The organism is Senegalimassilia faecalis (assembly GCF_004135645.1).
GTDB lineage: Bacteria > Actinomycetota > Coriobacteriia > Coriobacteriales > Eggerthellaceae > Senegalimassilia > Senegalimassilia faecalis.
The window spans coordinates 1,327,792-1,352,448 of sequence record NZ_SDPW01000001.1 but is presented as its reverse complement, the minus strand read 5'-3'; the positions used below and the strand labels follow the sequence as shown (position 1 = coordinate 1,352,448).

Here is a 24,657-nt window from a genome sequence, read left to right as displayed (position 1 = left end):
CTCTAGAATACGAACCTGAAGCACATGCAAGCCGGCAGGGAAAGGGAACGGATGATTGCGGCACTTTGCGTTGGAGCAGGCGGTTTTCTGGGAGCGATTGCGCGCTATCTGCTGGGACTTATCCCCTACCAGGGCGACTTTCCCCTTATCACGTTCGCCATCAACTTTGTTGGCGCGTTCATCATCGGCGTGGTGTTCGAAGTCGCGAACATCCGTCCCGGCATGCTCTCCGACAATGCCGTGCTGTTCCTGAAAACGGGCCTGTGCGGCGGCTTCACCACATTCAGCACGTTCTCTCTAGAAACGTTAAGCCTGCTTGAACGCGGAAAATACGCCATCGGCAGTGCTTACGCGCTCGGTAGCCTGGCCGTGTGCGTCCTCGGCGTCATGGCTGGGAAACTGTTCGTGAAAACGCTGCTGCAAACGCAAAATGCTTAGCCTTCAACCGCTCCCGCTTCACAGGCTCAATGTACAACTTAAACTATACAACATTATTCTTTTGCCAGTACGACATGGGGACAAGTCGTTTGTCAGCTTTTCATGCGGCCGCACAATCTCCCATCCAGACAAAACATGCACCCACCTGCCAGCGCTATCCATCCGATAGAGTACGGCCGACCGGCAGCACAACCGTGCGTCCCGCATGCACAAAAAGGCCGCCCGCAAATGCGGGCGGCCTCAATCGATTGAAAAGCTACTTCACCGTAAGCACCGGGATATCGGTGGCGCGCAGCACGCCGAAGCTGACGCTGCCGAGCATGCCGCGAATGGCGCCCAAGCCTCGACGACCCATGACAATAAGGTCGCAATCGTGCTCTTCGGCGAAACGGGCAAGCGCATCGGCGGGAGAAGCACCGGCAACCGCCACAACATCGGCGCGATCGCCCAGGTCAGCAAGCGTATCCCCAAGATTCTCGCTTACGCGCTTCTTGGCTTCGTCAAGCACATGCTGCACCACGCCCTGGTACTCTTCGTAATCAAGCATGCCGTACGGCACGCCATCGAGCGCGCCTTCCGTGCCCATGCGATCCGTGCCAACATAGCTAGAAGGCACCGCATGAACAACCGAGATGCGAGCCTCGGGGCACGTTTCCACCAAGTCCTTGGCGTACTGCAGAGCATTCTTGGCGTGGTCGGATCCATCGTAGGGAACCATGATGTGACGGAACTTCATAACGGGCTCCTTTCCGTAACGCCGCGCCGTACAAATTCGACGCGGAAGCGGCTGGGACTGCCGCTTTAGCAGGACTACGCCCCATACGTGGCCTGCAAGGCTCAATCCGTTACGTTGCTGCTGTTCACACGAGCATTCGCAGCGCCTGAACCTACTGCTGATTATACTCCATGTAGTAGCGCGGAAGGCCCTTGACGCGCAATCCGATTTTCGAAGCGTACGCAAGCCAGCACTCGAACGACGCATCGCTGATGGCGTGTTCGATGCCACACGCCTCGCGCTCCGCCGTCTGCTCGTCGATGCCAAGCTCCTGCGTCAAAAACGCGAACAGCAACCGATGCCGGCACAGCACCGCCATACCGCGCGCCAGCCCATTCGGCGTCAAACGCACGCCGCCGTACGGCTCCTGACTGACCATGCCGTCCTCGCGCAGCACCTGAATGGCCTTGCTGACCGATGCCTTCGTCACGCCCAGCTCGTTGGAAATATCGATATTGCGTACCGAGTTCGTCAGCGTGCCGCCCAGGTTGACGATGGCTTCAAGGTAGTCTTCGCTTGACGTCGTGAGTTTCTCCATCTGACCCCCAATCCCCCATGCGGCCCTACACATAAAGAAGCAGAGGGAAGAAGGGGGGATCTTCCCTCTGCTTTAAAGGTGCGGTGATAAGCCAGACGAGAAGAGCTTTCACCGCCGTGTCAGCAAATGAACCGAAAGGGATTTAAGCTGCCAGAAAGTTCACAGCTGCTTGCTTGCGTAAAGCCGATTACCTTCGTAGCACCTGCTCACAAGCCTTTCGACAGGGGTTAGAATACGCTAACCGTTAGCCTTGTGCAACTGTGTTAGCGCTTGCATACAATTTCTTCACAACCGGGATGCAGAAGGGACGCGGCTCTCATTCGAACCACGCCCCCTCGCATCTGCATGCTTTTCGCCTCGCAAATTGCAGCCGTTACGCCACCAGTTTCGACTTCTCCACCTGCTCGACGAACCAATACGTCAGCTTCGACAGCGCCGGCCGCAAGATGCCCAAAATGATAAATGGCAACAAGAACAGCAACGTCGACGCGATTTCAATCCAGAAATCGTTTTGGTACACACCCATGCTTGCCGCGCGCATGGCATTGATAACATGCGTTGCCGGCAAGAACGGGCTGACATTCAAGAAGAAATCGGGCAGCAGCTGCAGCGGGAAGCTGCCTCCGCCGCCGGTCACGCACACAATCAGCAGCAGCACGGCAATGGCCTTGCCCAGGTTTGCGAACAGCGACACAAGCGTGTAGATAATAAAGCTGAACACAAAACCCGCCACCCAGAAACACAGCAGATACAGCAGCGGATTTGCCACCTGCACGCCCACGAACAGCATGTTACCCAGGCACACGACCGTGCTTTGCATAAACGCCAGCACGAACGGCGCACCGTAGCGGCCGAAGAACAGCTGCCACGATTTCGGGTTCACCAAGCCCGCCTCCTCGATGGCGCGCTTAGACGGCACGGGGTTCAGCAGTACCATAATCAGCAGCGATCCAACCCACAGCGCGAGCGTGGTGTACAGCGGGGCCATGGCGGAGCCGAAGTCCTCAACGGGGAACACCGCGATGCGCTCCACGCCCACCGGCGCCGACACCGCCTTGGCCAGCGCTTCAGGATCAGAGCCGATGACCTGCTTGAGTTGCTCGACGCTGCCGCTTGCCAGCGCCTCGTCTATGCGCGTCGACAGCGTGGACAGCTTGTCGGCCGATGCATGGAGCTCATCCGCCATGCTGCTCATGGTTCCCTGGGCATCTCCCAGCTTGCCAGCCACCAAACTTGCCGAGTTTTCCAAATCGCCGCCAACACCCGAAAGCTGCGATGCGCGCGCGGTAAGCGATTGCGCCGCCGCGGACACCGAGTCGGCAAGCTGCTCAAGACCCGGCTTCAAACCGTTTTCGTAATCCGCCTTCAGCGTTGACAAGCTTGCTTGCACCGCATCAATCTTTTTCTGTACGTCTTCGCGCGACGTTCCCTCGGGGTCTTTACCCTGTTCAAGTTTGTCTGCGGCGCTGTCAAGGGCATCGTAGAGCTTATCAAGTGAAGCGATAGACGTATTCAGCTGCTTGATGACGGCATCGATTGCCGGCTGATACTGCTCATCGATGTTCGGGCGCAGCGTTTCCAACTGCGCTATCAATTCCTCGTAACGGTCGCGCTGGTTCTTCACGTCCGCCATCTGCTCACGCAGGCTTTTCGCTGCATTCGCCTTATCGGTATCAATCTGGTCGTACACGCCGTCAACCGCGCCGGGCACATCCTTGAAGCTGTCGCCGCTTTGCGCAAGCGCATCGGAAAGCGCCGCAACCGAGGTTTTCATGGCATCGCTGATGGTAAGCGCGCCGTCTTTAGCATCCGACGCTTGGCCTTCCGCATCCTTCACCGCCGCCTGTGCGCTGGAAAGCAAATCCGTAGAGTTGTTCACCAGCGATTTTGCCGTGCCAGTCAGCGAAGCATACGAGTTCAGCACATCAGCGGTGTTGCCCAGCTGCTTCGCCGAGTCGGAAAGCGTGCCCGACAGCTTGGCAATCTGCCCGCCGACATCCCCTTGCTCGGCAAGGTTGCTGAACGTGTCCACCAGCCCCAGCGCCACATCGGACAGCGTTTCGGCAAACGTCGTGTTCACCTGCGATGACACCTTCGTGGAAGCCTGATCGGTCACACGCGGCGCCACAGCGTTTTTCTTCTCGTTCTCGTAATAGATGATCTGCGCGTGCTCGGTATCGCTTGAATAGAAGCTCATCATGTCTTCGCTGAAGCTTTGCGGGATGACCACGGCCGCGTAGTATTTGCCCGATTTTGCGCCATCAATGGCGTCTTCCTCGTCGGTAAACACCCAATCAAGCTGGTCGTTCGCGCGCAGGGCCGACTCCACGCTGTCGCCCACATTCACCTTTGTAGGCAGCAAGTCGCTTTCATAGCCCTCGTCGGAGTTCGCCACCGCAACCTTCAAATTACCCGTATTGTCGAACACGTCCCAGCACGCGATGACGTTGTACCATGTGAAAATCGAAGGCAGGAACACCAGGCCCAGGATGATGACGACGGTCACCACGTTGCCGAACAGATGCTTCACGTCGTAGCAGAGCAGCTTCCAAACGTTACTCATGGTCGCCCTCCTGCTTCTTATCGTGATGCTTTTTCTCGTGCTTTTTATTCTTGTGCTTTTTCTCGTCGTCGCGCAAGGCACCCTTCGCACCATCGTGGCGCGCGGTGCCGCCCTCGAACGATTCGCCCAGGTCATCGGACACCTTGCCCACCGGGGGCAAAGGCACCGTCACGCCCGCCGCGCGCGCTGTGCGGTCAACCGGCACGGACATGCGCGCCGTAGACATGGCGGCCGGCACCAGCTCCTTCACCACTTTCTTGCCGCGCTCGGCCAAATGCTCGCGCAGATCTTCGTCGCTCATGCTGTCGATATGCGCTTGCCGCTGAATGTTGTCGCGCACCAGCTCCATGCCCAGCAAAAACGCGATGGTGAACACCAGCCAAATCAGCCATCCGGTCAGCGTCACCACCTTCTCGGTGGTGGTGACGGCGAACACGGCCGTAAACGCCACGGGCACCAAAATGCCCAGGATAAGCGCGCCGCGTTTCAGGCGCGGATACAGCGTCATGAACCGGTCAGCTTGCTGCTGCACGGCATTGTGGAATTCGTCGTGGTCGGCAAGCGCGCGGATAAGCTGCCCGATGCGATAGCGGCGCTCGGGCACCAGCGCGTCTTCCACATTCAGAAGGTCGCTCTTCTTGATTTCCTTCGCCACCAGGCGGTTTAAGTTCGTCAGGTGCGGACGTACGAACACGCCGATCACGCCCATGGAAATGCCGATAGCGAACAGGATGCCGATGTAGCTGATCCACTGCGTGCCGTAGAAGCCGCCGATGGTCTCGCGCAGCGCGTTGATGCCGTACGTGAACGGGAACATCGGGTACACGGCGCGGAAGAATTCATCCGTCATCTCAACGGGGTACAAACCTGTGCCGCCCGGAATCTGCACGAACACCATGATGATGCACAGGCCGATGCCGATGTGCTGGAACGACGACGAAAGCGTATACGTGATGCACAGGTACGCCAGCGACAAGATAATGGCCGTGAAGAAGAACGCCGGCACCGACACCGTTTGCACGCCCAGCGCCAAGCAGCCCGCCACGCACACGATAGCCTGCAGCGTTACCAGCACGGCGAAGAACAGCCAACGGCCCAGGTAGCCCTGCACAACCGTCAGGTCGGGGATTTCCTCTTTGTCAACTTCAAGCTTCAAGATAACGCACAGCATCAGCGTGCCAATCCACAGGCTCAAGCTGATGAACAGCGGTGCCATGGCCGAGCCGTACGCATTCAGCGGATACAGCTTCTCGGTGGTCACCTGCGTAGGCGATGCCATGAATTCGGCGATTTTCTCGGGATCGATGCGGCCGTTGTCGACCAGCTCATCAATAGCCGTTGACGTACCCAGCATGGAAACATCGTTGCGCGCTGTGGTCAGCGCCTTGCCCAAATCAGTCAGCACAGCGTCGGTTTGCGTAAGCGAATTGCCCGCAGCGCCCAGCGTGCTTTCCAGCTGATCGATGATGTTGCCGGTTTGATCGATAAGGTAGCCTTGGTTCGTAATGGCGGCCTTCAGACTGATAGCTGCGCTTCCCACTTGCGAGATACCGCTGCTCACCTGCGGCAACGCAGTACCGAACAACTGCGACTGATACGTTCCCGCATAGCCGATGGACTGCTGAATGGCGGTATTGAGCGTAGTAGCGGCTCCAGAAAGCTGCGCAGCTGTTGCCTCGGTGTCGTTGTACAGCTGCTGCAAATCATCGAGGTCGCGCTGTAGTTCCTGGTTGCGCTTCGTCGCCGAATCGATGGCAAGCTTCAACTCATCTTTGTGCGGGTCAGAGTCGGCCATGCCATCATAAATGGTGGTCAGCTCTGCAATGATGGTGTCATTCATGTCGATGACGCCCTGCGCACGTTCAATAGACGCGTCAACGGTACCCTGCGCGCCGGTGATGCTGCTTGAGGCATCCGATACTGCGCCCGACACACCACTAGAAACTTGCGACAAGGCCACCGAAGACTCGGAAAGCGCCGGCAATGCGGCCGCCGTAAAATCCCCAATGCTTTTCTGCAGCGTGCCTGAAAGGTCGTACACCTGCTGCAGCTGGTCCTGCACCGTCTTCGCATCGGAGCGCGCCTGCTTCAGCTGGTCCTTCGCAGCCTGCGCCTTACCTTGCGCCTCGCCCGTGCTTGTCGACAGCTCGTCCACCATGGAGCGTGCGTCCGAAACGGAATCAATCGCGCGATTCAACTGCTTCACCGTATTCGACTGCGCGACGTCAAGACCCTCTTCCGCTTCCGCAATCTTATCGTTCAACGTGTCGGCAACCACGGAACTGACCGTGGAAACGAACTGGCTGTTGATAGTTTCGTCAAGCGTGGTCGAACCCGCATCGGTAACCTTCGGGGAAACGGGGTTTTTCTTCTCGTTCACGTAATACTGCAAGTTCGGCTGATGGAAATCGCCCGACAAGATGGTGAACAGGTTCTCGGTGAAGTCACTGGGGATGACGAACGCCGCGTATACCTCGCTGGACTCAACTTTTTCCATGGCGTCGTCGTAATCGGTGAACTCCCATTTCAACTGCGTGTTCTCATGCAGCTGGTCGACAATCTGGTTTCCCAGGTTCATGTCGCCCATGATATCGTTGCTGCCGCCGGTGTCCTCGTTCACCACGCACACGCGCATGTTGCCCGTGTTGTTATACGGGTTCCAAAAACCAATGACGTTGACCCACGTGTACGTGGACGGCAGCACAACAAGCACGATAACAACAACAAGAGCGGCCGGCGCTTTGAGCAGACGCTTGAAATCGCGCCCGAGCACGCGCAGGATGTTTCTCATAGCAGGTAGTACCTCTTCCTTGCGGAAACGCCAAGGCGGCGTCAATTGCGGAAAATGGCCTTCGCCCGACGAATGCGGCGCCTTGTCGCGCGAAGGCTCGTGTGTAGCACAAGCCATTGTAAAATACCCCACATGTGGATTGTTTCCGCGCCAAATCAAACCACAGAATCCGTTGCAAACCTGTAAAGAAGCCGGCAGAGCGTCCCCTTATCCGCCCCGCCTGCATCCAATCGGGGCTGCACGCATGCAGCCCTGCACTCGTTAAGCCCTGCTTGGCAACTCCATGCTCGCGCGCGCCAGCACATGGCCTTCCATGGCGCGGCGCAGCTCGTTCAGATAGAAGCCTTCCGCCAGGTCAAGCTTGCAATCCAACGCATACATATTCAGCGTGTAGGCGTGCGTGGCATCGGGCGGCTGCGGGCCGCAATAGCGCGAGTGCACGTGCGGGTTGGCGCTGCCGTGCACCATGGGCGACCAATTGCTGTTGCGCCCCTGCACCATAGCCACCGCGTCCGCACGGCTAGCATCTTCGGGAATGAGCCTTGTGTCGGCGGGAATGTTGCACGCCGTCCAGTGAATCCAGCAGAACCCGCCCACGGGAATAGCGTCGAAATCGATGAATGCAAGCGCCAGGGACTGCGTTTCCTCAGGCACGTCCTCAATCTGAATGGGGAACGACCTTACGGGGAATCCTTCAAGCCGGTCTTCTTCCGGCGCGTACTTGCCGAACTTGTCGGCCAGCAGGCCGTTTTCCGTATCAACGTGAATGCGCATCTTGACGTCCTTTCCTTGAAAAGCGCTTCCATTAGCTTGCCGTCGTCGTTCGCGGCGCCAAGCTATGCAAAACGCCCGCTCAACAGGCCCGAAACATCGAGCGGCTGTATCGTTGCTTGTTCCCTCGCAGTTTAGCACGGCGCAGGCACAACGCTTGCACCCCGTTTCGTCAATCGAAGCCTTCCGCTTCATGCGCGTACCACGATTCATCCGCCCGATAGTAGCAAGCGATTGAGCCATTTATTCGCTATGCACACACACCAAATCCAGTAATAGCAGCGTATCCCACTGCAGCATCAAGCCCCACCGGCACTCCAATTCCGCCCGCATACGCCCAACGTCTTTTCATGCGCATTGACATCAATTCGCCCCTCGCCCACCTCGCAACGAAATCTGCGCTTTTCGCGCGAGGCATGACGCAGGGCGTGCGCTTTCGTTATGATGGGCAATACCTATATATGATTGGAGGGATGCCTCACCATGTGCGGTATCTGCGGATTCACGCAGGCAACCGAATCCAGCCTGCCTACCCTGAAAGCCATGTGCGACGTCATGGCCCATCGCGGGCCCGACGGCGAAGGCCAGTACATCGACGCGGAAAGCGGTATTGCGCTTGGACACCGCCGCCTGTCGCTCATCGACCTTGCGAACGGCAACCAGCCTATGGTGCGCGCCACGGGCGAGCACGCCGCCGCCATCACGTCTCCGGCGCTGCATCTCGATGGCACCCCGTGCGGCACGCTCGAACAGGCCGCTGCAAAGGGCCAGTTCGCCATCGTGTTCAACGGCGAAATCTACAACTACCGCGACCTGCGCGCCGAGCTTGAAGCCGCAGGCTGGGCGTTTCAAACGAATTCCGACACCGAAGTGCTGCTGACCGGCTATCTAGCCTGGGGCGAAGGTGTGCTCGATCGCCTGCGCGGCATGTTCGCATTCGCCATTTGGAACCGCGAAACGCGTGAGCTGTTCTGCGCGCGCGATTTCTTCGGCATCAAGCCGTTCTACTACACGCAGCAAAACGGGCAGTTCATCTTCGCGTCCGAAATCAAGTGCATCCTTGAGCACCCAGCCTACACGCGCGAGCTTAACCGCGAAGCACTTGAGCAGTACCTGTGCTTCCAGTTCAGCGCGCTGCCCGAAACGTTCTTCAAAGGCGTCTTCAAGCTGGCGCCCGCACATTGCATGACCGTGCACGCTGACGGCACCATCACCACACGCCGCTATTGGCGCCCGGAGTATCACTTCGACAACCAGCGCAGCCGCCAGGACACGGTCGAGGCCATCGACGAGGCCATGCGCGACAGCGTGCGTTATCACAACGTGGCGGACGTCGAGGTTGGCAGCTTCCTGTCCTCCGGCATCGACTCCAGCTACATGGCCGCATGCCTGGCCAAAGAGAACCCCGACATCAAAACGTTCACCGTTGGGTTCGAGTGCTACAAAGACGCCGCCGCCAACAATGTTGAAGGCGCCGGCGGAAAAACCATGCGCGACGAGATTTCCTGGGCGCGCGAATTGGCCGACGACCTGCACATCGCCAACACCAGCAAGTACATTGGCGAGGCGGAATATTGGGAAAGCCTTCCCCGCGTTCAGTGGCATATGGACGAGCCTTCGGCCGACCCTTCAGCCGTGGCCCTGTATTTCGTCGACCGAATTGCCGCCACGCAGGTTAAAGCCGTGCTTTCCGGCGAAGGCGCCGACGAGTTCTTCGGCGGCTACCGCATTTACCAAACGCCGTTCTCCAACGCCAAGCTGTCGTGGGCGCCGAAGGGGTTGCTGCGCGGGGCTTCGGGCGCCATGCGCAAGCTGGGCATCCGCGGTGCGAACTACCTTGAGCGCGCCAGCGAAACTCCTGAAGATTGGTACTACACCAACGCCAACGGCGTTGCGTTCACCGTTGAAGAACGCGCCCATCTGCTGAAGGGCGACTGCAATGCTGTCACGCCTCAGCAGCTGACCGCGCCGGTATATGCCGAGGTCAAAGACCTGGATGAAACCACGCGCATGCAATATATCGATCTGTACTTCTGGCTTGTCGGCGATATTCTACTGAAAACAGACAAGATGTCCATGGCGCACTCGCTTGAATCGCGCGTGCCGTTCTTGGATCGCCGCGTGTTCGACGTCTCGGCCACCATCCCCACGCCGCTGAAGGTCAACGAGTCGCAAACGAAGCTGACACTGCGCGAAGCGTCCGAGCGCGCCATCCCGAAAGATTGGGCGCAGAAGGAAAAGCTCGGCTTCCCCGTGCCCGTGGTGAACTGGTTGCGCGAAGACCGCTATTATAACCAGGTGAAGGAATGGTTCACCGGCGATATCGCACGCGAGTTCTTCAACACCGACGAGCTTGTTCGCCTGCTTGACGAGCATAAGGCCGGCGCCGATCGCAGCCGCAAGATATGGATCGTCTACATGTTCCTTATGTGGTACAAGATCTACTTTGTCGACAAAACGGTCCCAGAAAAGCCGAAGGCGCGCTAGCAACATCAGCCTGCTCCTTGAAGTGGCCCGCAACCATCCCGGTTGCGGGCCACTGTTCGTTTCCGCAAAGCTATTGGCGGTACCGACTGCGAACGGAAATCGCGCCGCTACCTTGATGTATCGCTTCCCATGGAACAATCGCACTGTCGGCAGTGATTTTCCGCAAAGCCATTGACGATGCCCCAAAGATAGCGCTTTCAGGCTCAGTGCGTTCTAAGTGAGTACAGCGCGCAAAAAGCTTCCTCGTAACTTGCAAAGAACTTGCATCGCGCTATTTCACGACGTCTGCCCTTGCTTCCCTCTCGTCATCGCAAACGAGCGCAGCCATCCGCGCGTCATCCCCGCCCCAGCGGCGCCACTCGCTTATGCCAAACGAGATGTCCTTACACTGGTCAAATGGCCGTGCTCGTCTTCAAATACGCACAAGCGGCTGTCACGACTCTCGTAAAGCCTGCTGAATTTCGAGGGCTTCTTCTTGCGAGCAGGCATTGACGACTTCTCCTCATCCTGCTCTTCTCGTTTGCGGCCGTGCGCGTGCTGTCCACTCATCAATACTGCACCCGCCAGAACACCAGGCCAGCTGCCGGGGCATTCCCTCCTGCCGCAGTGCGATTGCGCGCCTCAAGCACCTCGCGAACCCATTCGGGTTTGCGCTGACCGCGTCCCACCATCACCAGCGTGCCAACAATCGTGCGCACCATCGAGTGCAGAAACGCGTTGCCAACCACCTTGATGGTCAGGATACCTTCGCCCATAATCATCTCACGCGAAAGCGATATCTCATGCACATTGCGGCATGTTGGCTTGCCAACCGCACTTGCCGCCATACAGAAGCTTTTGAAGTCATGCTCGCCTACAAGATGGGCCGCAGCTTCCCGCATAGCGTCGATATCAAGCTGGCCATGCACATACCAGCTGAAGTCGCGCATGAACAACGGCGGAACCTCATCGAGGCACACGTGGTAGTGGTATTCGCGCCACTGCGCATCGAACCGGGCGCTGAACCCTGGTTGCCGCTCCTCCACCTCACGAACCGTTATGTCCTCATGCGTCAACGCATTAAGGCTTCGGCGCAGGCTGTATAAGTTCCTGCCTTCGAGCTCGTCGTTCGCAACGTCGAAGCTAACCACCTGGCCAAGCGCATGCACGCCCGCATCGGTTCTACCCGAGCACACCACTTCCATGTGTCGACGAAATACGAGCGAAAGCGCCTGCTCCAGTTCGCCCTGCACCGTCAGCTGACCTGGCTGCCGCGCAAACCCGCTAAACGGCGCACCGTTATACGACACGGTCAGCGACAACGTACGCTCAGGCGTCTCGCGCACGAAGCCTTCAGTATCGCTCACACGTGACGCATTCGCGTATTCCGTCGTAGACTCCACTCATGACTCCTCTGCATACCGCTCTCTCAGTATTCTTGAGACAATATGATACGCGACAATAACCCCATAGAGAAACGGGGCTCGGATACCCATCCAAGCCCCGTCACATTGACAAACTGGCACAGCGTCTTTGCAAAACGGTGCCGAATACGCTTAACGCAACGAATCCTTCTCTAACCTGGTCCTATGCCGTCAGCACGTTATAGCCGAATAGGTCGGTCAACTCGCTGCGCATAATCGGGCTTGCCGCATCCACCGTCACCGGCAGCTCCGCACGGAACTTGTGCCCGTCATTTTGGTTCACGAACAGCACCACGCCGTCGCGCCCCGGATACGATTTCAAGATACGGCTCAAGCGCATCGACTTCGACTGGTCGAAATCAGACATAGGAACGCTCAGTTGCAACTGACGAGGCTTGGCGTCCTCTTCATTCAGCTCCAACGTTTCCATTTCGAACACCATGATCTGGTTACCACGATCAGAGTGCTCGAACTTACCCTTGATCTTCACGATGGCATCCTCTTGGATTGCCTCTGCGTTCTCGTCGTACTTGAAACAGATGCATTCCACGTGGCCCGTTGTGTCCTCCAGGTCGAACGTTGCCATCTTCGTGCCGCGTTTCGTCAGCTTCGTAACCACATTGGACACCATGCCAACGAACACCGCAGACTTGATTTCCTTCGTGCGTTCAGCCAAATCACCCAGCTGCAACTTCGTGATGTGCGAGATATAGTTCTCGTACGGCCGCAGCGGATGATCCGAGACGTAAATCTTCATGATCTCTTTCTCGTACGTCAGCAGCTGACGCTTCGGCCACTCCACACCATCCGGTGCGGGCACATCTTCCTTGAACCCCGAATCCTCGTCATCGGCGAACAGGTCGAACATGCTCACCTGGCCACGATCGCGGTCTTTCTGGCGCTTTGCAGCACCTTCCAACAACGGCGTTTCCTCGATGAAGTACATCAGCTGCTTGCGCGTGTACCCTGTAGAGTCGAACGCACCACCCTTAATGAGTGCTTCAAGCGTTTTGCGGTTGTAGCATTTCGCGTCCACGCGGTTCACGAAGTCATGCAAGCTGGTGAACGGACCGTTCTTCTCGCGCTCTTCGATAATCTCATCCGCGACGTTGCGACCAACACCGCGTACGCCAACCAGGCCGAAGCGGATGCCATTTTCAACAGGCGTGAACTCTGCGTTCGACGAATTGATATCAGGCGGCAGCACCGGCGTACCGTTGTGGTTGCAGCTGGAAATATAGCGAATCAAGCGATCGGTGTTGCCCATGTAGCTGGACAACACTGCCGCCATATACTCGTTCGGGTAATGCGCCTTCAAGTAAGCGGTGCGCATAACCAGAATCGAGTACGCTGCCGAGTGCGATTTATTAAACGCGTACTTAGCGAATTTCTCCGCATCGTCCCAAATCTTCTTGGCAATTTCCAGCGAATAGCCGTTCTCCACCGCGCCGTTGTTCCAGTCTTCCTGCAACGCGCGCATGACTTCAAGCTTCTTCTTGCCCATTGCTTTACGCAGCTTATCTGCCTTGCCGGCAGAGAAGCCGCTCATCACCATGGACACCTGCATGATCTGCTCTTGGTAAACCATAGTGCCATACGTTTCCTCAAGCACAGGGCGAAGACGCTCATCATAGTAGTGAACAGGCGTTTTACCGCTTGCAACCTTAATGTAGTCCTCAACCATGCCGGACTCCAACGGACCCGGGCGATTCAGGGCAATGGAAGCAACAATATCGCTGAACCTATGCGGTGGAAGCCTTGCGAACAAGCTGACGTACAAGCCGCCCTCAACCTGGAACAAACCGTCCATGTTGCCGGAACGCATCAAGGCGAACGCAGCTTCATCATCGGTAGGAATTTCCTCGGGCACAATCTTGCGACCGGTAGTCAGCTCCACGTTGCGACACGCGCGCGACAGCACGCCAAGCGTACGCAAGCCAAGGAAGTCCATCTTCAGCAGGCCAAGGTCAGGCGTGTAGTGACCATCGTACTGGGTGATGATGCCGCCGCCCTTGGTATCGCGTTTTACAGGCACGTGGTCTGCCATGGGGTCGCGGCAGATGATGGTTGCACACGCATGCACGCCCTCGCCACGCACATGGCCTTCAATAGACTGTGCGGCGTCTACAACAGCCTTAACGTCTTCTTCTGTTTCATACGCCTTTTTCAGGTCAGGATTGGTGTCCAGCGCTTTCTGAATGGTGATGCCAAGCTCATCGCCGATCATCTTGCAGATGCGGTCACCAACGCTATACGGATAGTCAAGCACGCGCGCGGCATCGCGCACGGCATTTTTCGCCTGCAGCTTGCCGAACGTGATAACGCCCGTAACATGATCGGCGCCGTATACTTCGCGAATGTGCTCGATAACCTCCTGGCGACGTTCATCCTCGAAGTCGCAGTCGATATCAGGCATCTCAACACGTTCCGGCGACAAGAAACGTTCGAACAGCAACCCGTTCGACAGCGGTTCAAGGTCGGTAATGCCCATCGCGTACGCAACAATAGAACCAGCAGCCGAACCACGGCCCGGGCCAACGCCGATTCCCTGGCTACGCGCCCAATTCAAGTATTCCTGCACGATAAGGAAGTATGCCGGGAAACCCTGCTGGATAATAACGCTCATCTCGTATTCAGCACGATCAAGCGGCTCTTTGGGAATTGGATCGCCATAGCGTTTCTTCATGCCATCCATAACCTGATGGCGGAACCAGCTTTCGTCCGTTTCGCCTTCAGGCAGCGGAAATTTCGGCAGAATAGAGTCACGTTCAAGAATCACGTTGCATTTTTCGGCAACTTCAACCGTGGTATCGCATGCTTCGGGGAAATCGCGCAGCGCCTCGCGCATCTCCTCTTCCGTTTTCATGTAGAACTGGTCGTTCTCGAACTTCATACGGTTCGTATCGTTGACCGCAGAGCCCGTGCCGATGCACAGCATAACATCCTGCGCCTTGGCGTCTTCCTGCAGCAAATAATGGAAGTCGTTCGTGGCAATAGTCTTCAAGCCAGCACGATGTGCAACTTCCGTGAGTTGATGATTCAGCTCAGTTTGCGTTAAGCCACCATCAGTGCGAATACCCTGATTCTGCAATTCGATATAGAAATCGCCCGGTTCAAAGCAACTTGCGAATTTGTTCGCCCATTCAACCGCATCATCAAACTGGCGATTATCAAGCAGTTTCGGAATGATGCCTGCAATACAAGCGGAAGAGCCAATAATGCCCTTGCCGTATTTCTGCAGCATGCTGAACGTGGTACGCGGTTTATAGTAAAAATTATCAACGTGCGATTCGCTGACCAGGTGCAACAGATTGTGATAGCCCTCATTTGTCTTCGCGAGAAGCAGCAAGTGATACAGCTTCGGCTTCACGTCTTTGCGCAGCTCTTCATCGGTTGTGAAATACACTTCGCAACCATAGATAGGCTTAACGCGCTTACCGGTTTCCTTCTCCACTGCATCGCACGCATCGCACAATTCAGGAACACCCGACATAACGCCATGATCGGTAATGGCAACTGCCGGCATACCCAGTTCTGCCGCGCGGCGCACCATGTCCTTAACATGCGTTAAACCGTCAAGCAACGAGTACTCAGTGTGATTGTGCAAATGAACAAACGCCATACGCGCCTCGAATCTCTCTGCAAGCTGATGTGCTTAGGCTCGTGACTATTCAAATTGATAGCCAGACCTCTTATTAGTTCGGGTACTCATCATAGCAGCGAAACGCGCACGCGTGTTCGAACAAACGATGGATTTCGCAAGGGTTTCCAAACGGATAGCAGACAATCTGTTGTCACGCTCTAGCCGCAAAGCATCAAACACCAGCAGCCACTCAACTTGACGCCTCAGGACACGAAAAGACCCCCTGCATTCAACAGGGGGTCTTCAAGAAGTCAGCCGATTGGGTACGACCGTCGCGTTGCCAGCAGTCGCACCAGCGGCCGCGGGTTTATTTGCTCAAGCCGACGCCCAAGCTATGCAGCAACAGGCTGCGCACTGTCGGCAAGGATAATCACCTTGTCGCCGGTAACCTGCACATAGCCGCCTTTGACTTCGAAGCGCTGTACGGCACCGCCGCCAGCAGGCGTGAGACGAATCTCGCCATCGGCCAAAGCGGAAACCAAGGGAGCGTGACCGGCCAAAAAGCCCATCTCGCCCTCAACGCCCGGCACAACGACCATTTCAGCCTCGGTAGTCAACAGCTTCTCGGCAGGCGTTACGATGTCGCACTTGAAGCTAGCCATACTACGCTTCTTCCTTCTTCATTTCCTCGTACGCAGCGTACACGTCGTCGATGCCGCCCTTCAGACGGAAGCACTGCTCGGGGATCTCGTCACACTCGCCGTCGAGAATAGCGGCGAAGGAGCGGACGGTATCCTCCATCTTGACGTACTTGCCCGGCAGACCGGTGAACTGCGTAGCAACATGGAAGCACTGACCGAAGAACTGCTGAGCCTTACGCGCACGGGAAACCGTGAGCTTCTGCTCCTCGGACAGCTCGTCCATACCAAGAATGGCGATGATGTCCTGCAGGTCCTTGTAGTTCTGCAGCAGCTCCTGGATGCCCGTAGCAACGCGGTAGTGCTCTTCGCCGACGATAGCCGGGTCGAGTGCGCGAGACGTGGACTCCAGCGGGTCAACAGCAGGGTAAATGCCCAGCTCAGCAATGGAACGCGAAAGGACCGTCTTAGCGTCCAAGTGGGTGAACGTCGTAGCCGGCGCGGGGTCGGTCAAGTCGTCAGCGGGCACGTACACAGCCTGCACCGACGTAATGGAGCCGGTGGACGTGGACGTAATGCGCTCCTGCAGGTCGCCCATCTCGGTGGCCAGCGTGGGCTGATAGCCTACAGCAGAAGGCATGCGGCCCAGCAGAGCGGACACCTCAGAACCAGCCTGCGTGAAGCGGAAGATGTTGTCCACGAACAGCAGAACGTCCTGGCCCTGATCACGGAAGTACTCAGCCTCGGTCAGACCAGCCAGACCGACGCGCAGACGCGCTCCCGGAGGCTCGTTCATCTGGCCGTAAACCAAGCAGGTCTTGTTGATAACACCAGAATCGCTCATCTCCAGATACAGGTCGGTACCCTCACGGGTACGCTCACCAACGCCGGTGAACACGGAGGTGCCACCATGCTCCTGAGCCAGGTTGTTGATGAGCTCCTGGATGATAACGGTCTTGCCAACGCCAGCGCCGCCGAACAGACCCGTCTTACCACCCTTAACGAAGGGCTCGATCAGGTCGATGGCCTTGATGCCCGTCTCGAAGATCTCAGTCTTCGTGACCAGCTCGTCATACTCGGGAGCAGGACGATGAATGGGCATATAGCCGGTAACCTCGGGCATCGGCTTCTCGTCAACGGGCTCGCCGATGACGTTCCAAATGCGGCCAAGCGTCTCCTGGCCAACCGGCATCATAATCGGATGACCGGTGTCCTGCACGTCCAGGCCACGCACCAGACCGTCGGTAGAGCTCATGGCGACGGAACGGACGATGTTGCCCGGCAGATGGGTCTCGACCTCGAGGACGACGTGCAGATCGCCCGCCTCGGTCTTCGCATCAACCGTCAGCGCGTTATAAATCGCCGGCAGCTGATCAGGAGAAAACTCGACGTCAACAACAGGACCGACGATACGCACGATGCGACCGACAGCGCCCTTGCTGGCCTCGACCTCCTCCTTAGTAAACAAATGTTCAGCCATTTAATCCTCCAAAGCAGCTGCGCCACCGACGATTTCCGAAATCTCGGTCGTGATAGCGCCCTGGCGTACGCGGTTATACAATCTGGTCAACGTGTTAACCATCTCGGTGGCGTTGTCCGTAGCCGACATCATGGCGTTGCGGCGTGCGCCCTGCTCAGCGGCTGCCGAATCGATAAGCGCATGGTACAGCGTGGTGCGTACATACGCCGGCAGCAACTGATCGAGAACGCCCTCGGGGCTCGGCTCGAAAATAACGTCGCCCTGAAGTTCCTCGGCTGCAGCCTCGGCAGCGCCGTTGCCCTTATCGGACGCAAACGCTTCCGTATCGATGGGAAGCAGAACCTCTTCGCGAAGCTTCTGCTCTGCCGCATTCTTAGCGTGGTTGTACACCACAATGACCTCGTCGATCGTGCCATTGGCATACCCGTCCACAGCGTAGGAGGCGATTCCATTCGCTTCCTCAACCGTGGGGTCGGCGGACAAGTTCGCGAAGGACAGGGCCGGCTCCACGTTGCGATACGTGAAGTAGCCCAGTGCCTTCTTGCCGCAGGCGACGATGCTCACCTGAGCACCCGCCGCCTGCTTCTTCTTCGTCAGTCGATCGACGTGGCGCAGCACGTTGCTGTTGAAGCCGCCGGCCAGACCGCGGTCAGACACAACAACCACAACAAGCACGTTCTTAACCTCGTCATGCTTACGCAACAGCGCGTTCTCGGAGCCACCTACACGCTTGGCAACGTTGGCCAACATTTCGACCATGGATTCGGCGTACGGCGTAGCCGCTGCAACGCGCTCGCCAGCGCGGCGAATCTTAGCTGCAGCAACCATTTCCATGGTTCGCGTAATCTGCTTCGTCGAAGAGACGGAGTTGATACGCCTATCAATGTCGTGAAGGTTGGGCATCGCTACCTACCTTACGCCGTCGGAGCGAACTGAAGCTTGAAAGCCTCGATCGCAGCGTTGGTCAGGTTCTCGACGTCACCAGTCCACTTGCCAGCCTTCTCAAGCTCGGTGAATACCTCGGGCTTGGAAGCGTGCAGGTACTCCAGCAGCTCGCCGCGGAAACGCACGACATCGGCAACCGGAACGTCGTCCAGGTAGCCCTTGCCGCCAGCGTAAATAACAACAGCCTGGTCGTACACGTCCATCATGCAGAAGCGATTCTGCTTCAGCAGTTCGGTCATGTGAGCGCCACGGTTCAGCTGCTCCTGCGTAGCCTTGTCCAGGTCGGAGCCGAACTGCGTAAATGCCTTCAGCTCACGATAAGCGGCAAGGTCGAGCTTCAGCGTACCGGCAACAGACTTCATAGGCTTAATCTGCGCGGAACCACCAACGCGGGACACAGAAATACCCACGTCAACAGCCGGGCGCTGGCCCTGGAAGAACAGGTCGGTCTGCAGGTAGATCTGACCATCGGTAATGGAAATGACGTTCGTCGGAATGTAGGCGGAAACGTCGCCAGCCTGCGTCTCGATGATCGGCAGAGCCGTCATGGAGCCAAGACCGTTTTCCTCGTTCATCTTCACAGCACGCTCCAGCAGGCGCGAATGCAGGTAGAAGATGTCGCCCGGGTAAGCTTCGCGTCCCGGCGGGCGACGCAGGGTCAGCGACATCTGGCGATAGGCCACAGCCTGTTTCGTCAGGTCATCGTACACGATCAGCACGTGACGACCCGGGTTCTCTGGACCTGCGGGCTTGCCGTCTTCACCGTTGTAGATGAAGTACTCGCCCATAGCGGCACCAGCCATCGGGGCGATGAACTGCAGCGGAGCAGAATCAGCAGCAGAAGCGCTGACGATGATGGTGTAATCCATCGCGCCGTACTTCTCCAGCGTCTCCTGCACGTTCGCCACCGTGGAGGCCTTCTGGCCCACGGCAACGTAGATGCAGATCATGTCCTTGCCCTTCTGGTTCAGAATGGCATCAACAGCAATAGCGGTCTTACCAGTCTGACGGTCGCCAATGATCAGCTCACGCTGACCACGGCCAATCGGGATCATGGCGTCAACAGCCAGGATACCGGTCTGCATAGGCTCTTCAACCGGCTTACGGTGAATAACGCCCGGAGCCTTGAACTCAACGGGACGCGTGCCCTCAGCCTTGATGTCGCCCTTGCCGTCAAGCGGCATACCGAGCGGGTTCACAACACGGCCCAGCAGGGCTTTGCCGGAGGGAACCTCGACCAGACGACCGGTGGTCTTCACCGTATCGTTTTCCTTGATTGCAGCGACATCGCCCAGCAAAACGGCGCCCACTTCATCCTCTTCGAGGTTCTGGGCCATACCGTAGACAACCTGGCCGGTAGAGCTGGTGAACTCCAGAAGTTCGCCTGCCATCGCATTCTTCAGGCCGTCAACGCGAGCAATACCGTCGCCCACCTGGATAACAGAACCCGTTTCGCGGGATTCCACACTGGTGTTCAGCGCATCGAGCTGCTTGCGCAGCGCCGCGTCGATAGACTGTGCGGTGATTTCAGTCACTAGCATTCACCTCCATCTGTGGTTTGTTTCAGCACGTTGCGAGCGGCCTCAAGCTGCGACGTCATGCTGGCGTCGATGCGCTTGCCGTTGGCGCTCATCAAAATGCCGCCGATCAGAGACTTGTCGATGCTTTCACGCAGCACGACATTCGTACCCAGGTCGGCTTCAGCCTTCTTCTTAATGACCTCGCGCAGGTGATCGTCCAGCGGCACGACGGTGGTAACGTCGACCACGGTAACGTTCAGCTTGCGTTCGACCTGCTCTCCGTAGCTCTCCCATACGCGCGAGAGCAACGCGAAGTCCCCACGCTCCGCCATAACGGCCAGAACGTCGACGAGGACCGGATTTGCTTGCGCGAACACGTTGCGCGCAAGGCTGTTCCTCTGCTCGGGCGTATAAGAGCTATCATGCAAAGAGCTAGAGAGATCCATGTTCGAACGCACAATGCGGATAATGCGCTCGGTCTGGTCGCGAACTTCAAGCACCGCATCCTGACCGCCGGCAGCTAGCGCGCCGTCGAGCAAAACGGATGCATACGTTGCAACCTTTTCCTTTTGAACATGGCGGTTAGTTGGCATTGAAACTGCCCGCCTCGTTCACGTAGCGCTCGATGATCTTGCGGTGTTCATCGTCGCTCAAGTCCTCACCGATCAGACGAGATGCCACGGCAACGGACATATCGGCCACAGAGCCCTGCAGCTCTGCAATAGCAGCCTTCTTGTCAGCCTCGATGGCAGCATGCGCCTTCTCGATCATGGTTGCAGCCTCTGCCTGCGCCTTAGCGGTGATGTCTGCCTTAACAGACTCGCCCGTCTTCTTGGCGTCGGCGATGATCTGCGCGGACTGAGCCTTGGTTTCCTCCAGCTGGCGCTTGTACTCAGCGAGGACGCGCTCACTTTCAACACGAGCCTTCTCGGACTGCTCAAGAGCGTCCTTGATGGTGGTCTCGCGCTTTACGAGCATACCCTCGAACAGCGGCCAACCGAATTTCGCCAGGATGATCCACAGGATGATGAACGCAACGAGCATCGGGATGAATTCATCCATCTGCGGCAGGATAGCCGCAACGCCGCTGCCTTCCTCAGCAAATGCCTGAGCAGGAAGCATAGCGCTTGCCGCGCCGAAAGCGACGGCGGCGCTGCCGCAACCGCGGAGCACTGTGTTCTTGACGTTCAACTCGCTTGCCTCCTTTCCTTAGCTTACTAGGTTTGCTTGAGTTGAAAACCTGTTAGCCAATGAAGAAGAGGACCAGGCCCAGCAGTGCCAGAGCCTCAGACATAGCAGCGCCGATGAAGAAGTAGCCCATGAGGGTGCCCTTCATCTCAGGCTGGCGTGCAGCAGACACGCACAGGCCGTACGTTGCAACGCCGATGCCGATGCCGGGGCCGATGGCGGCGAGGCCATAGCCGACGACCTTCAGCGCAGCGAGCGTGATTTCCATAATTACCTCCTTCGTTGAACCCGGAGCCTTCTCCGTGCTCATGCCTATATACCCAAGCTGATCTACTTATGTCAGCTGTGGTGCCAAACAGTACTGATGGCAGCTTGCGCCGCCGGTCCGCGCATCAGTGGGGATGAACCGCCATGCCGATGTAGGAAGCGGACAGAATGGTGAACACGTATGCTTGCAGGAACGCAACCAGGCATTCCATGGCATACATGAGAACAAGCAGAACGAACCATGCAACTGCAGGCAGCGCGGTAACGAAGTCCATGCTGAAAACAGCCTGCTGCAAAAACACGGTGGTTGCCAGAGAGAACACGGCCAGGACCATATGACCGGCCAGCATGTTGCCGTAAAGACGAACGGCCAGCGTCAGCACGCGGATGACCATGGAGAAGAACTCGAGCACCCAGATGACCGGGACCATGGGGCCGGGAACACCAGAAGGCACAAGGCTTTTGATGTAACCGAACACGCCCAGCGTCTTCAGACCGTAGAAGTTGAAGTACACGAACGAGACGGCAGCCAGCGCCCACGTGATGGAGATGGTGCCCGTGGTGGCCTTCGCACCAGGAATCAAGCCAACAACGTTAGCGATGAGGATGAAGAAGAACAGCGTGCACAAAAACGGGATGTGCTTCTTGAAACCCTCACCGATAACGTCCTGGCCAATGCTCGTGTTCACGAAGTCATAGCCATACTCGACCGTGTTGAGGAACTTGTTCTTCGGGACCAGCTGAAGCTTGCGGCCCCCAATCAGAACCACCATCAGTACCAACGCCAAAATGAAGAACATGTACAGCGTGTACTGGCTGATGTCCCATCCACCGATCGAGAATACGGTGTGGGAATCGAACGTTTCGGAGAGGTGCCGTGCCTCTTCGACGAACTTATTGAGCGCTTCGCCCATCTCAGATCATCCCAGCCTTTCCAGTGACGAACCCTACATTACCGTGCTACGTTTTTACGCCACACGTACACTGCGGTGCAAACGATAAGCGAAACGATCTCGGCCATGCCGAAGGGAAGAACCTGCGGACGCGCCACAAGAGCGCACACGATCAAAGCCACCGCCACGACTACAAGCGACACGAACGTGCCCCCCAAGCCGTACAACGCAGCGTTGGCGACCGACACCGAAGGATGCTTCCGGGCTAAACGCAGCGACGCAAACAGCGGAAGAAAGCCAATGAAGCCAGCTATGACGCCGATTACGATGGCTGCTACCATGGCCCGCGTTTCACCCAAACCTTTCGTCAATCACAATTCCCGCATAGAAAACCAACGCGTATGATAACGTAGATTTTTGAAAGCCCCCACTAAACCCCGCAATCGCCACAAAACGCTGGTAAACGGCTCTCATTTATTCGATTTTCCCAGCTATTTACCCTGTTCTACTTTTTTAGATATTCACAGAATGGCCTTGTTTGTCGATTTTTATGCATTTGCATCATTTCCGATTGGGTCATCGTAAACGCGTAGTTTTATGCCAGCTTCAGACAGCATGGACATTGCCAATTCATCAGGATAGGGGTTCGCGTAAATGATTTCCTCAATGTCGGCGTTAATGAGCATTTTCGCGCACACCACGCACGGTTGCGTGGTGATGTAGATAGATGCACCCGTGATGTTGATGCCGTAGCGAGCCGCCTGGATAATGGCGTTCTGCTCCGCGTGAAGACCGCGACAAATCTCGTGCCGCTGCCCACTGGGCACGCCTAGTTGTTGCCGCAAGCAACCCGTTTCCGCACAATGGGCAAGTCCGGTTGGAACGCCGTTGTACCCCGTTGCCAAAATGCGACGATCTTTCACGATGATGGCGCCCACCGCTCGACGCAGGCATGTCGTGCGCGTGGCAACCTCATTCGCAAGCGTCATGAAATATTCGTCCCAGCTTGGGCGGTGGTCTTTCAACTCGCTCATACCAACCCCTTCACATACAAAAAAACGGCCGAGCGAGGATGTTTCCCGCCCGGCCGTTAGTCTACACTACCTGGTTCGGATTTAGTATTCCAAGCCCGGATACAGCGGATGGGCCTCCAGCATAGCGTCGATCTTCTTCTTAACATCGGCAAGCTTGGCTTCGTTGCCAGCGTTAAACACCGTTGCAGCGATGCACTGGCCAACCTCGTAGAAATCTTCCTTCGTGAAACCACGCGTGGTTGCAGCCGCGCTACCAACGCGAATGCCGCTGGCCACAAACGGGCTGCGCTGCTCATTCGGGATGGTGTTCTTGTTCACCGTCAGGCCAACGCTTTCCAGCAGCTTCTCGGCGTCCTTACCGGTCACGTCCGCAGGCGTCAGGTCAACAAGGCACAAATGATTGTCCGTGCCGCCAGACACCAGGCGCAAACCGCCATCAGTCATGCCCTGACCCATTGCGGCGGCATTTTCCACCACATGGTCGATGTACTCCTTGAACGAAGGCTTAAGCGCCTCACCGAATGCAACCGCCTTGCCGGCAATAACATGCATAAGCGGGCCACCCTGGCTGCCAGGGAACACAGCGGAGTTGACCTTCTTGAACAGCTCTTCGTTATTCGTAAGGATAAAGCCGCCGCGCGGGCCACGCAGCGTCTTGTGGCTGGTGGACGTAACAATATCAGCGTACGGAACCGGAGACGGGTGAGCGCCAGTCGCAACAAGACCGGCAATGTGTGCCATGTCGACCATCAGGTAGGCCCCCACCTCATGGGCGATTTCGGCCATACGCTCGAAATCGATGATGCGCGGATAGGCAGAAGCTCCGCCAACGATGATCTTCGGCTGATGCTCTTTCGCCAGCTTTTCCATCTCGTCGTAGTTGATGGTTTCAGTTTCCGGATCAACGCCGTAAGACACGACGTTATACAGCTTTCCGGAGAAGTTTGCCGGGCTGCCATGAGTAAGGTGACCGCCGTTGTCCAAGCTCATACCCATAATAGTGTCGCCAGGCTTAACGGTGGCGAAATATGCGGCAAGGTTGGCATTTGCGCCGGAATGAGGCTGAACGTTCGCAAACTTAGCGCCATACAGCTCACAAGCACGATCACGCGCAAGATTCTCGACAATATCAACCTTCTCGCAACCGCCATAATAGCGCTTACCCGGCAGGCCTTCTGCGTACTTGTTCGTAAGAACGCTGCCCATTGCCTCCATCACAGCACGCGACGTGAAGTTCTCAGACGCGATAAGCTCAACGGATGAACGCTGACGAGACAGCTCCTGACCTAACGCGGCAGCCACTTCCGGGTCGGTTTGTTTCACGTGCTCAATTGCCATGATGT

Annotated in this window: 20 protein-coding genes; 2 read left to right on the top strand and 18 right to left on the bottom strand. The window is 57.2% G+C overall.

Translation table 11 applies throughout. From position 1 onward, the window contains the following. Positions 1-51 precede the first annotated feature (51 nt). Entirely contained in the window at positions 52-438 is a 387-nt protein-coding gene (crcB, locus tag ET524_RS05625) for a fluoride efflux transporter CrcB (protein WP_129423957.1), read from the top strand. Positions 439-694: 256 nt separating this feature from the next. Here crcB and ET524_RS05620 read toward each other — a convergent pair whose 3' ends face one another. The 5 genes from ET524_RS05620 to ET524_RS05600 all read right to left on the bottom strand — a co-directional run bounded on the left by ET524_RS05620 (position 695) and on the right by ET524_RS05600 (position 7,879). Further along, entirely contained in the window at positions 695-1,174 is a 480-nt protein-coding gene (locus ET524_RS05620; RefSeq protein ID WP_161566610.1) for a universal stress protein, read from the bottom strand. 151 nt (positions 1,175-1,325) lie between these two features. Further along, positions 1,326-1,751 carry a metal-dependent transcriptional regulator gene (locus ET524_RS05615; protein ID WP_129423953.1) on the bottom strand — a complete coding sequence of 142 codons (426 nt, stop codon included), beginning with the start codon at positions 1,749-1,751 and terminating at the stop codon, positions 1,326-1,328. 373 nt (positions 1,752-2,124) lie between these two features. Beyond that, positions 2,125-4,314 (bottom strand): YhgE/Pip domain-containing protein, encoded by a 2,190-nt coding sequence (locus tag ET524_RS05610; RefSeq protein ID WP_129423951.1) that lies wholly within the window; start codon positions 4,312-4,314, stop codon positions 2,125-2,127. Continuing rightward, the gene (locus ET524_RS05605) at positions 4,307-7,105 is read right to left on the bottom strand and encodes a YhgE/Pip domain-containing protein (protein ID WP_161566609.1); all 2,799 of its coding nucleotides are present in this window, start codon (positions 7,103-7,105) and stop codon (positions 4,307-4,309) included. Before ET524_RS05605 ends, ET524_RS05610 begins: the two co-directional genes overlap by 8 nt. Positions 7,106-7,366: 261 nt before the next feature. Then, positions 7,367-7,879 (bottom strand): YbhB/YbcL family Raf kinase inhibitor-like protein, encoded by a 513-nt coding sequence (locus tag ET524_RS05600; RefSeq protein WP_129423947.1) that lies wholly within the window; start codon positions 7,877-7,879, stop codon positions 7,367-7,369. A gap of 480 nt (positions 7,880-8,359) precedes the next feature. On the opposite strand from ET524_RS05600, the gene asnB reads away from it, so the two are divergent. Then, complete coding sequence (gene asnB, locus ET524_RS05595) at positions 8,360-10,363, top strand: asparagine synthase (glutamine-hydrolyzing) (protein WP_129423945.1); 2,004 nt, start codon at positions 8,360-8,362, stop codon at positions 10,361-10,363. A gap of 548 nt (positions 10,364-10,911) precedes the next feature. On the opposite strand, the gene truA is transcribed toward asnB, so the two are convergent. From truA to glyA, 13 genes are all read right to left on the bottom strand, one after another. After that, the gene (truA, locus tag ET524_RS05590; protein ID WP_201738687.1) at positions 10,912-11,709 is read right to left on the bottom strand and encodes a tRNA pseudouridine(38-40) synthase TruA; all 798 of its coding nucleotides are present in this window, start codon (positions 11,707-11,709) and stop codon (positions 10,912-10,914) included. A 220-nt stretch (positions 11,710-11,929) separates the two neighbouring features. Continuing rightward, positions 11,930-15,388, bottom strand: coding sequence for a DNA polymerase III subunit alpha (gene dnaE / locus ET524_RS05585; protein ID WP_129423941.1), 3,459 nt, complete (start codon positions 15,386-15,388; stop codon positions 11,930-11,932). Positions 15,389-15,741: 353 nt separating this feature from the next. Next, positions 15,742-16,011 (bottom strand): ATP synthase F1 subunit epsilon, encoded by a 270-nt coding sequence (gene atpC, locus ET524_RS05580; protein WP_129423939.1) that lies wholly within the window; start codon positions 16,009-16,011, stop codon positions 15,742-15,744. A 1-nt stretch (position 16,012) separates the two neighbouring features. Continuing rightward, positions 16,013-17,467 carry a F0F1 ATP synthase subunit beta gene (atpD, locus tag ET524_RS05575; protein WP_129423937.1) on the bottom strand — a complete coding sequence of 485 codons (1,455 nt, stop codon included), beginning with the start codon at positions 17,465-17,467 and terminating at the stop codon, positions 16,013-16,015. Continuing rightward, complete coding sequence (atpG, locus tag ET524_RS05570) at positions 17,468-18,370, bottom strand: ATP synthase F1 subunit gamma (RefSeq protein WP_129423935.1); 903 nt, start codon at positions 18,368-18,370, stop codon at positions 17,468-17,470. Between the two features lie 11 nt (positions 18,371-18,381). Next, positions 18,382-19,953 (bottom strand): F0F1 ATP synthase subunit alpha, encoded by a 1,572-nt coding sequence (atpA, locus tag ET524_RS05565; protein ID WP_201738686.1) that lies wholly within the window; start codon positions 19,951-19,953, stop codon positions 18,382-18,384. Beyond that, entirely contained in the window at positions 19,947-20,525 is a 579-nt protein-coding gene (gene atpH / locus ET524_RS05560; protein WP_129423933.1) for an ATP synthase F1 subunit delta, read from the bottom strand. The genes atpA and atpH overlap by 7 nt, the downstream gene beginning before the upstream one ends. After that, positions 20,515-21,123, bottom strand: coding sequence for a F0F1 ATP synthase subunit B (gene atpF, locus ET524_RS05555; RefSeq protein WP_201738685.1), 609 nt, complete (start codon positions 21,121-21,123; stop codon positions 20,515-20,517). Before atpF ends, atpH begins: the two co-directional genes overlap by 11 nt. A gap of 52 nt (positions 21,124-21,175) precedes the next feature. Further along, positions 21,176-21,388, bottom strand: a complete 213-nt coding sequence (gene atpE, locus ET524_RS05550; protein WP_042435060.1) for an ATP synthase F0 subunit C — start codon at positions 21,386-21,388, stop codon at positions 21,176-21,178. Positions 21,389-21,512: 124 nt separating this feature from the next. Beyond that, complete coding sequence (gene atpB / locus ET524_RS05545) at positions 21,513-22,301, bottom strand: F0F1 ATP synthase subunit A (RefSeq protein ID WP_129423930.1); 789 nt, start codon at positions 22,299-22,301, stop codon at positions 21,513-21,515. A gap of 38 nt (positions 22,302-22,339) precedes the next feature. Further along, a complete protein-coding gene (locus ET524_RS05540) occupies positions 22,340-22,528 on the bottom strand; it encodes a hypothetical protein (RefSeq protein WP_236648263.1) in 189 nt (62 codons plus the stop codon). A 300-nt stretch (positions 22,529-22,828) separates the two neighbouring features. Beyond that, complete coding sequence (locus ET524_RS05535; protein ID WP_129423926.1) at positions 22,829-23,314, bottom strand: deoxycytidylate deaminase; 486 nt, start codon at positions 23,312-23,314, stop codon at positions 22,829-22,831. 81 nt (positions 23,315-23,395) lie between these two features. Beyond that, entirely contained in the window at positions 23,396-24,652 is a 1,257-nt protein-coding gene (gene glyA / locus ET524_RS05530) for a serine hydroxymethyltransferase (protein ID WP_129423924.1), read from the bottom strand. Positions 24,653-24,657 lie beyond the last annotated feature (5 nt).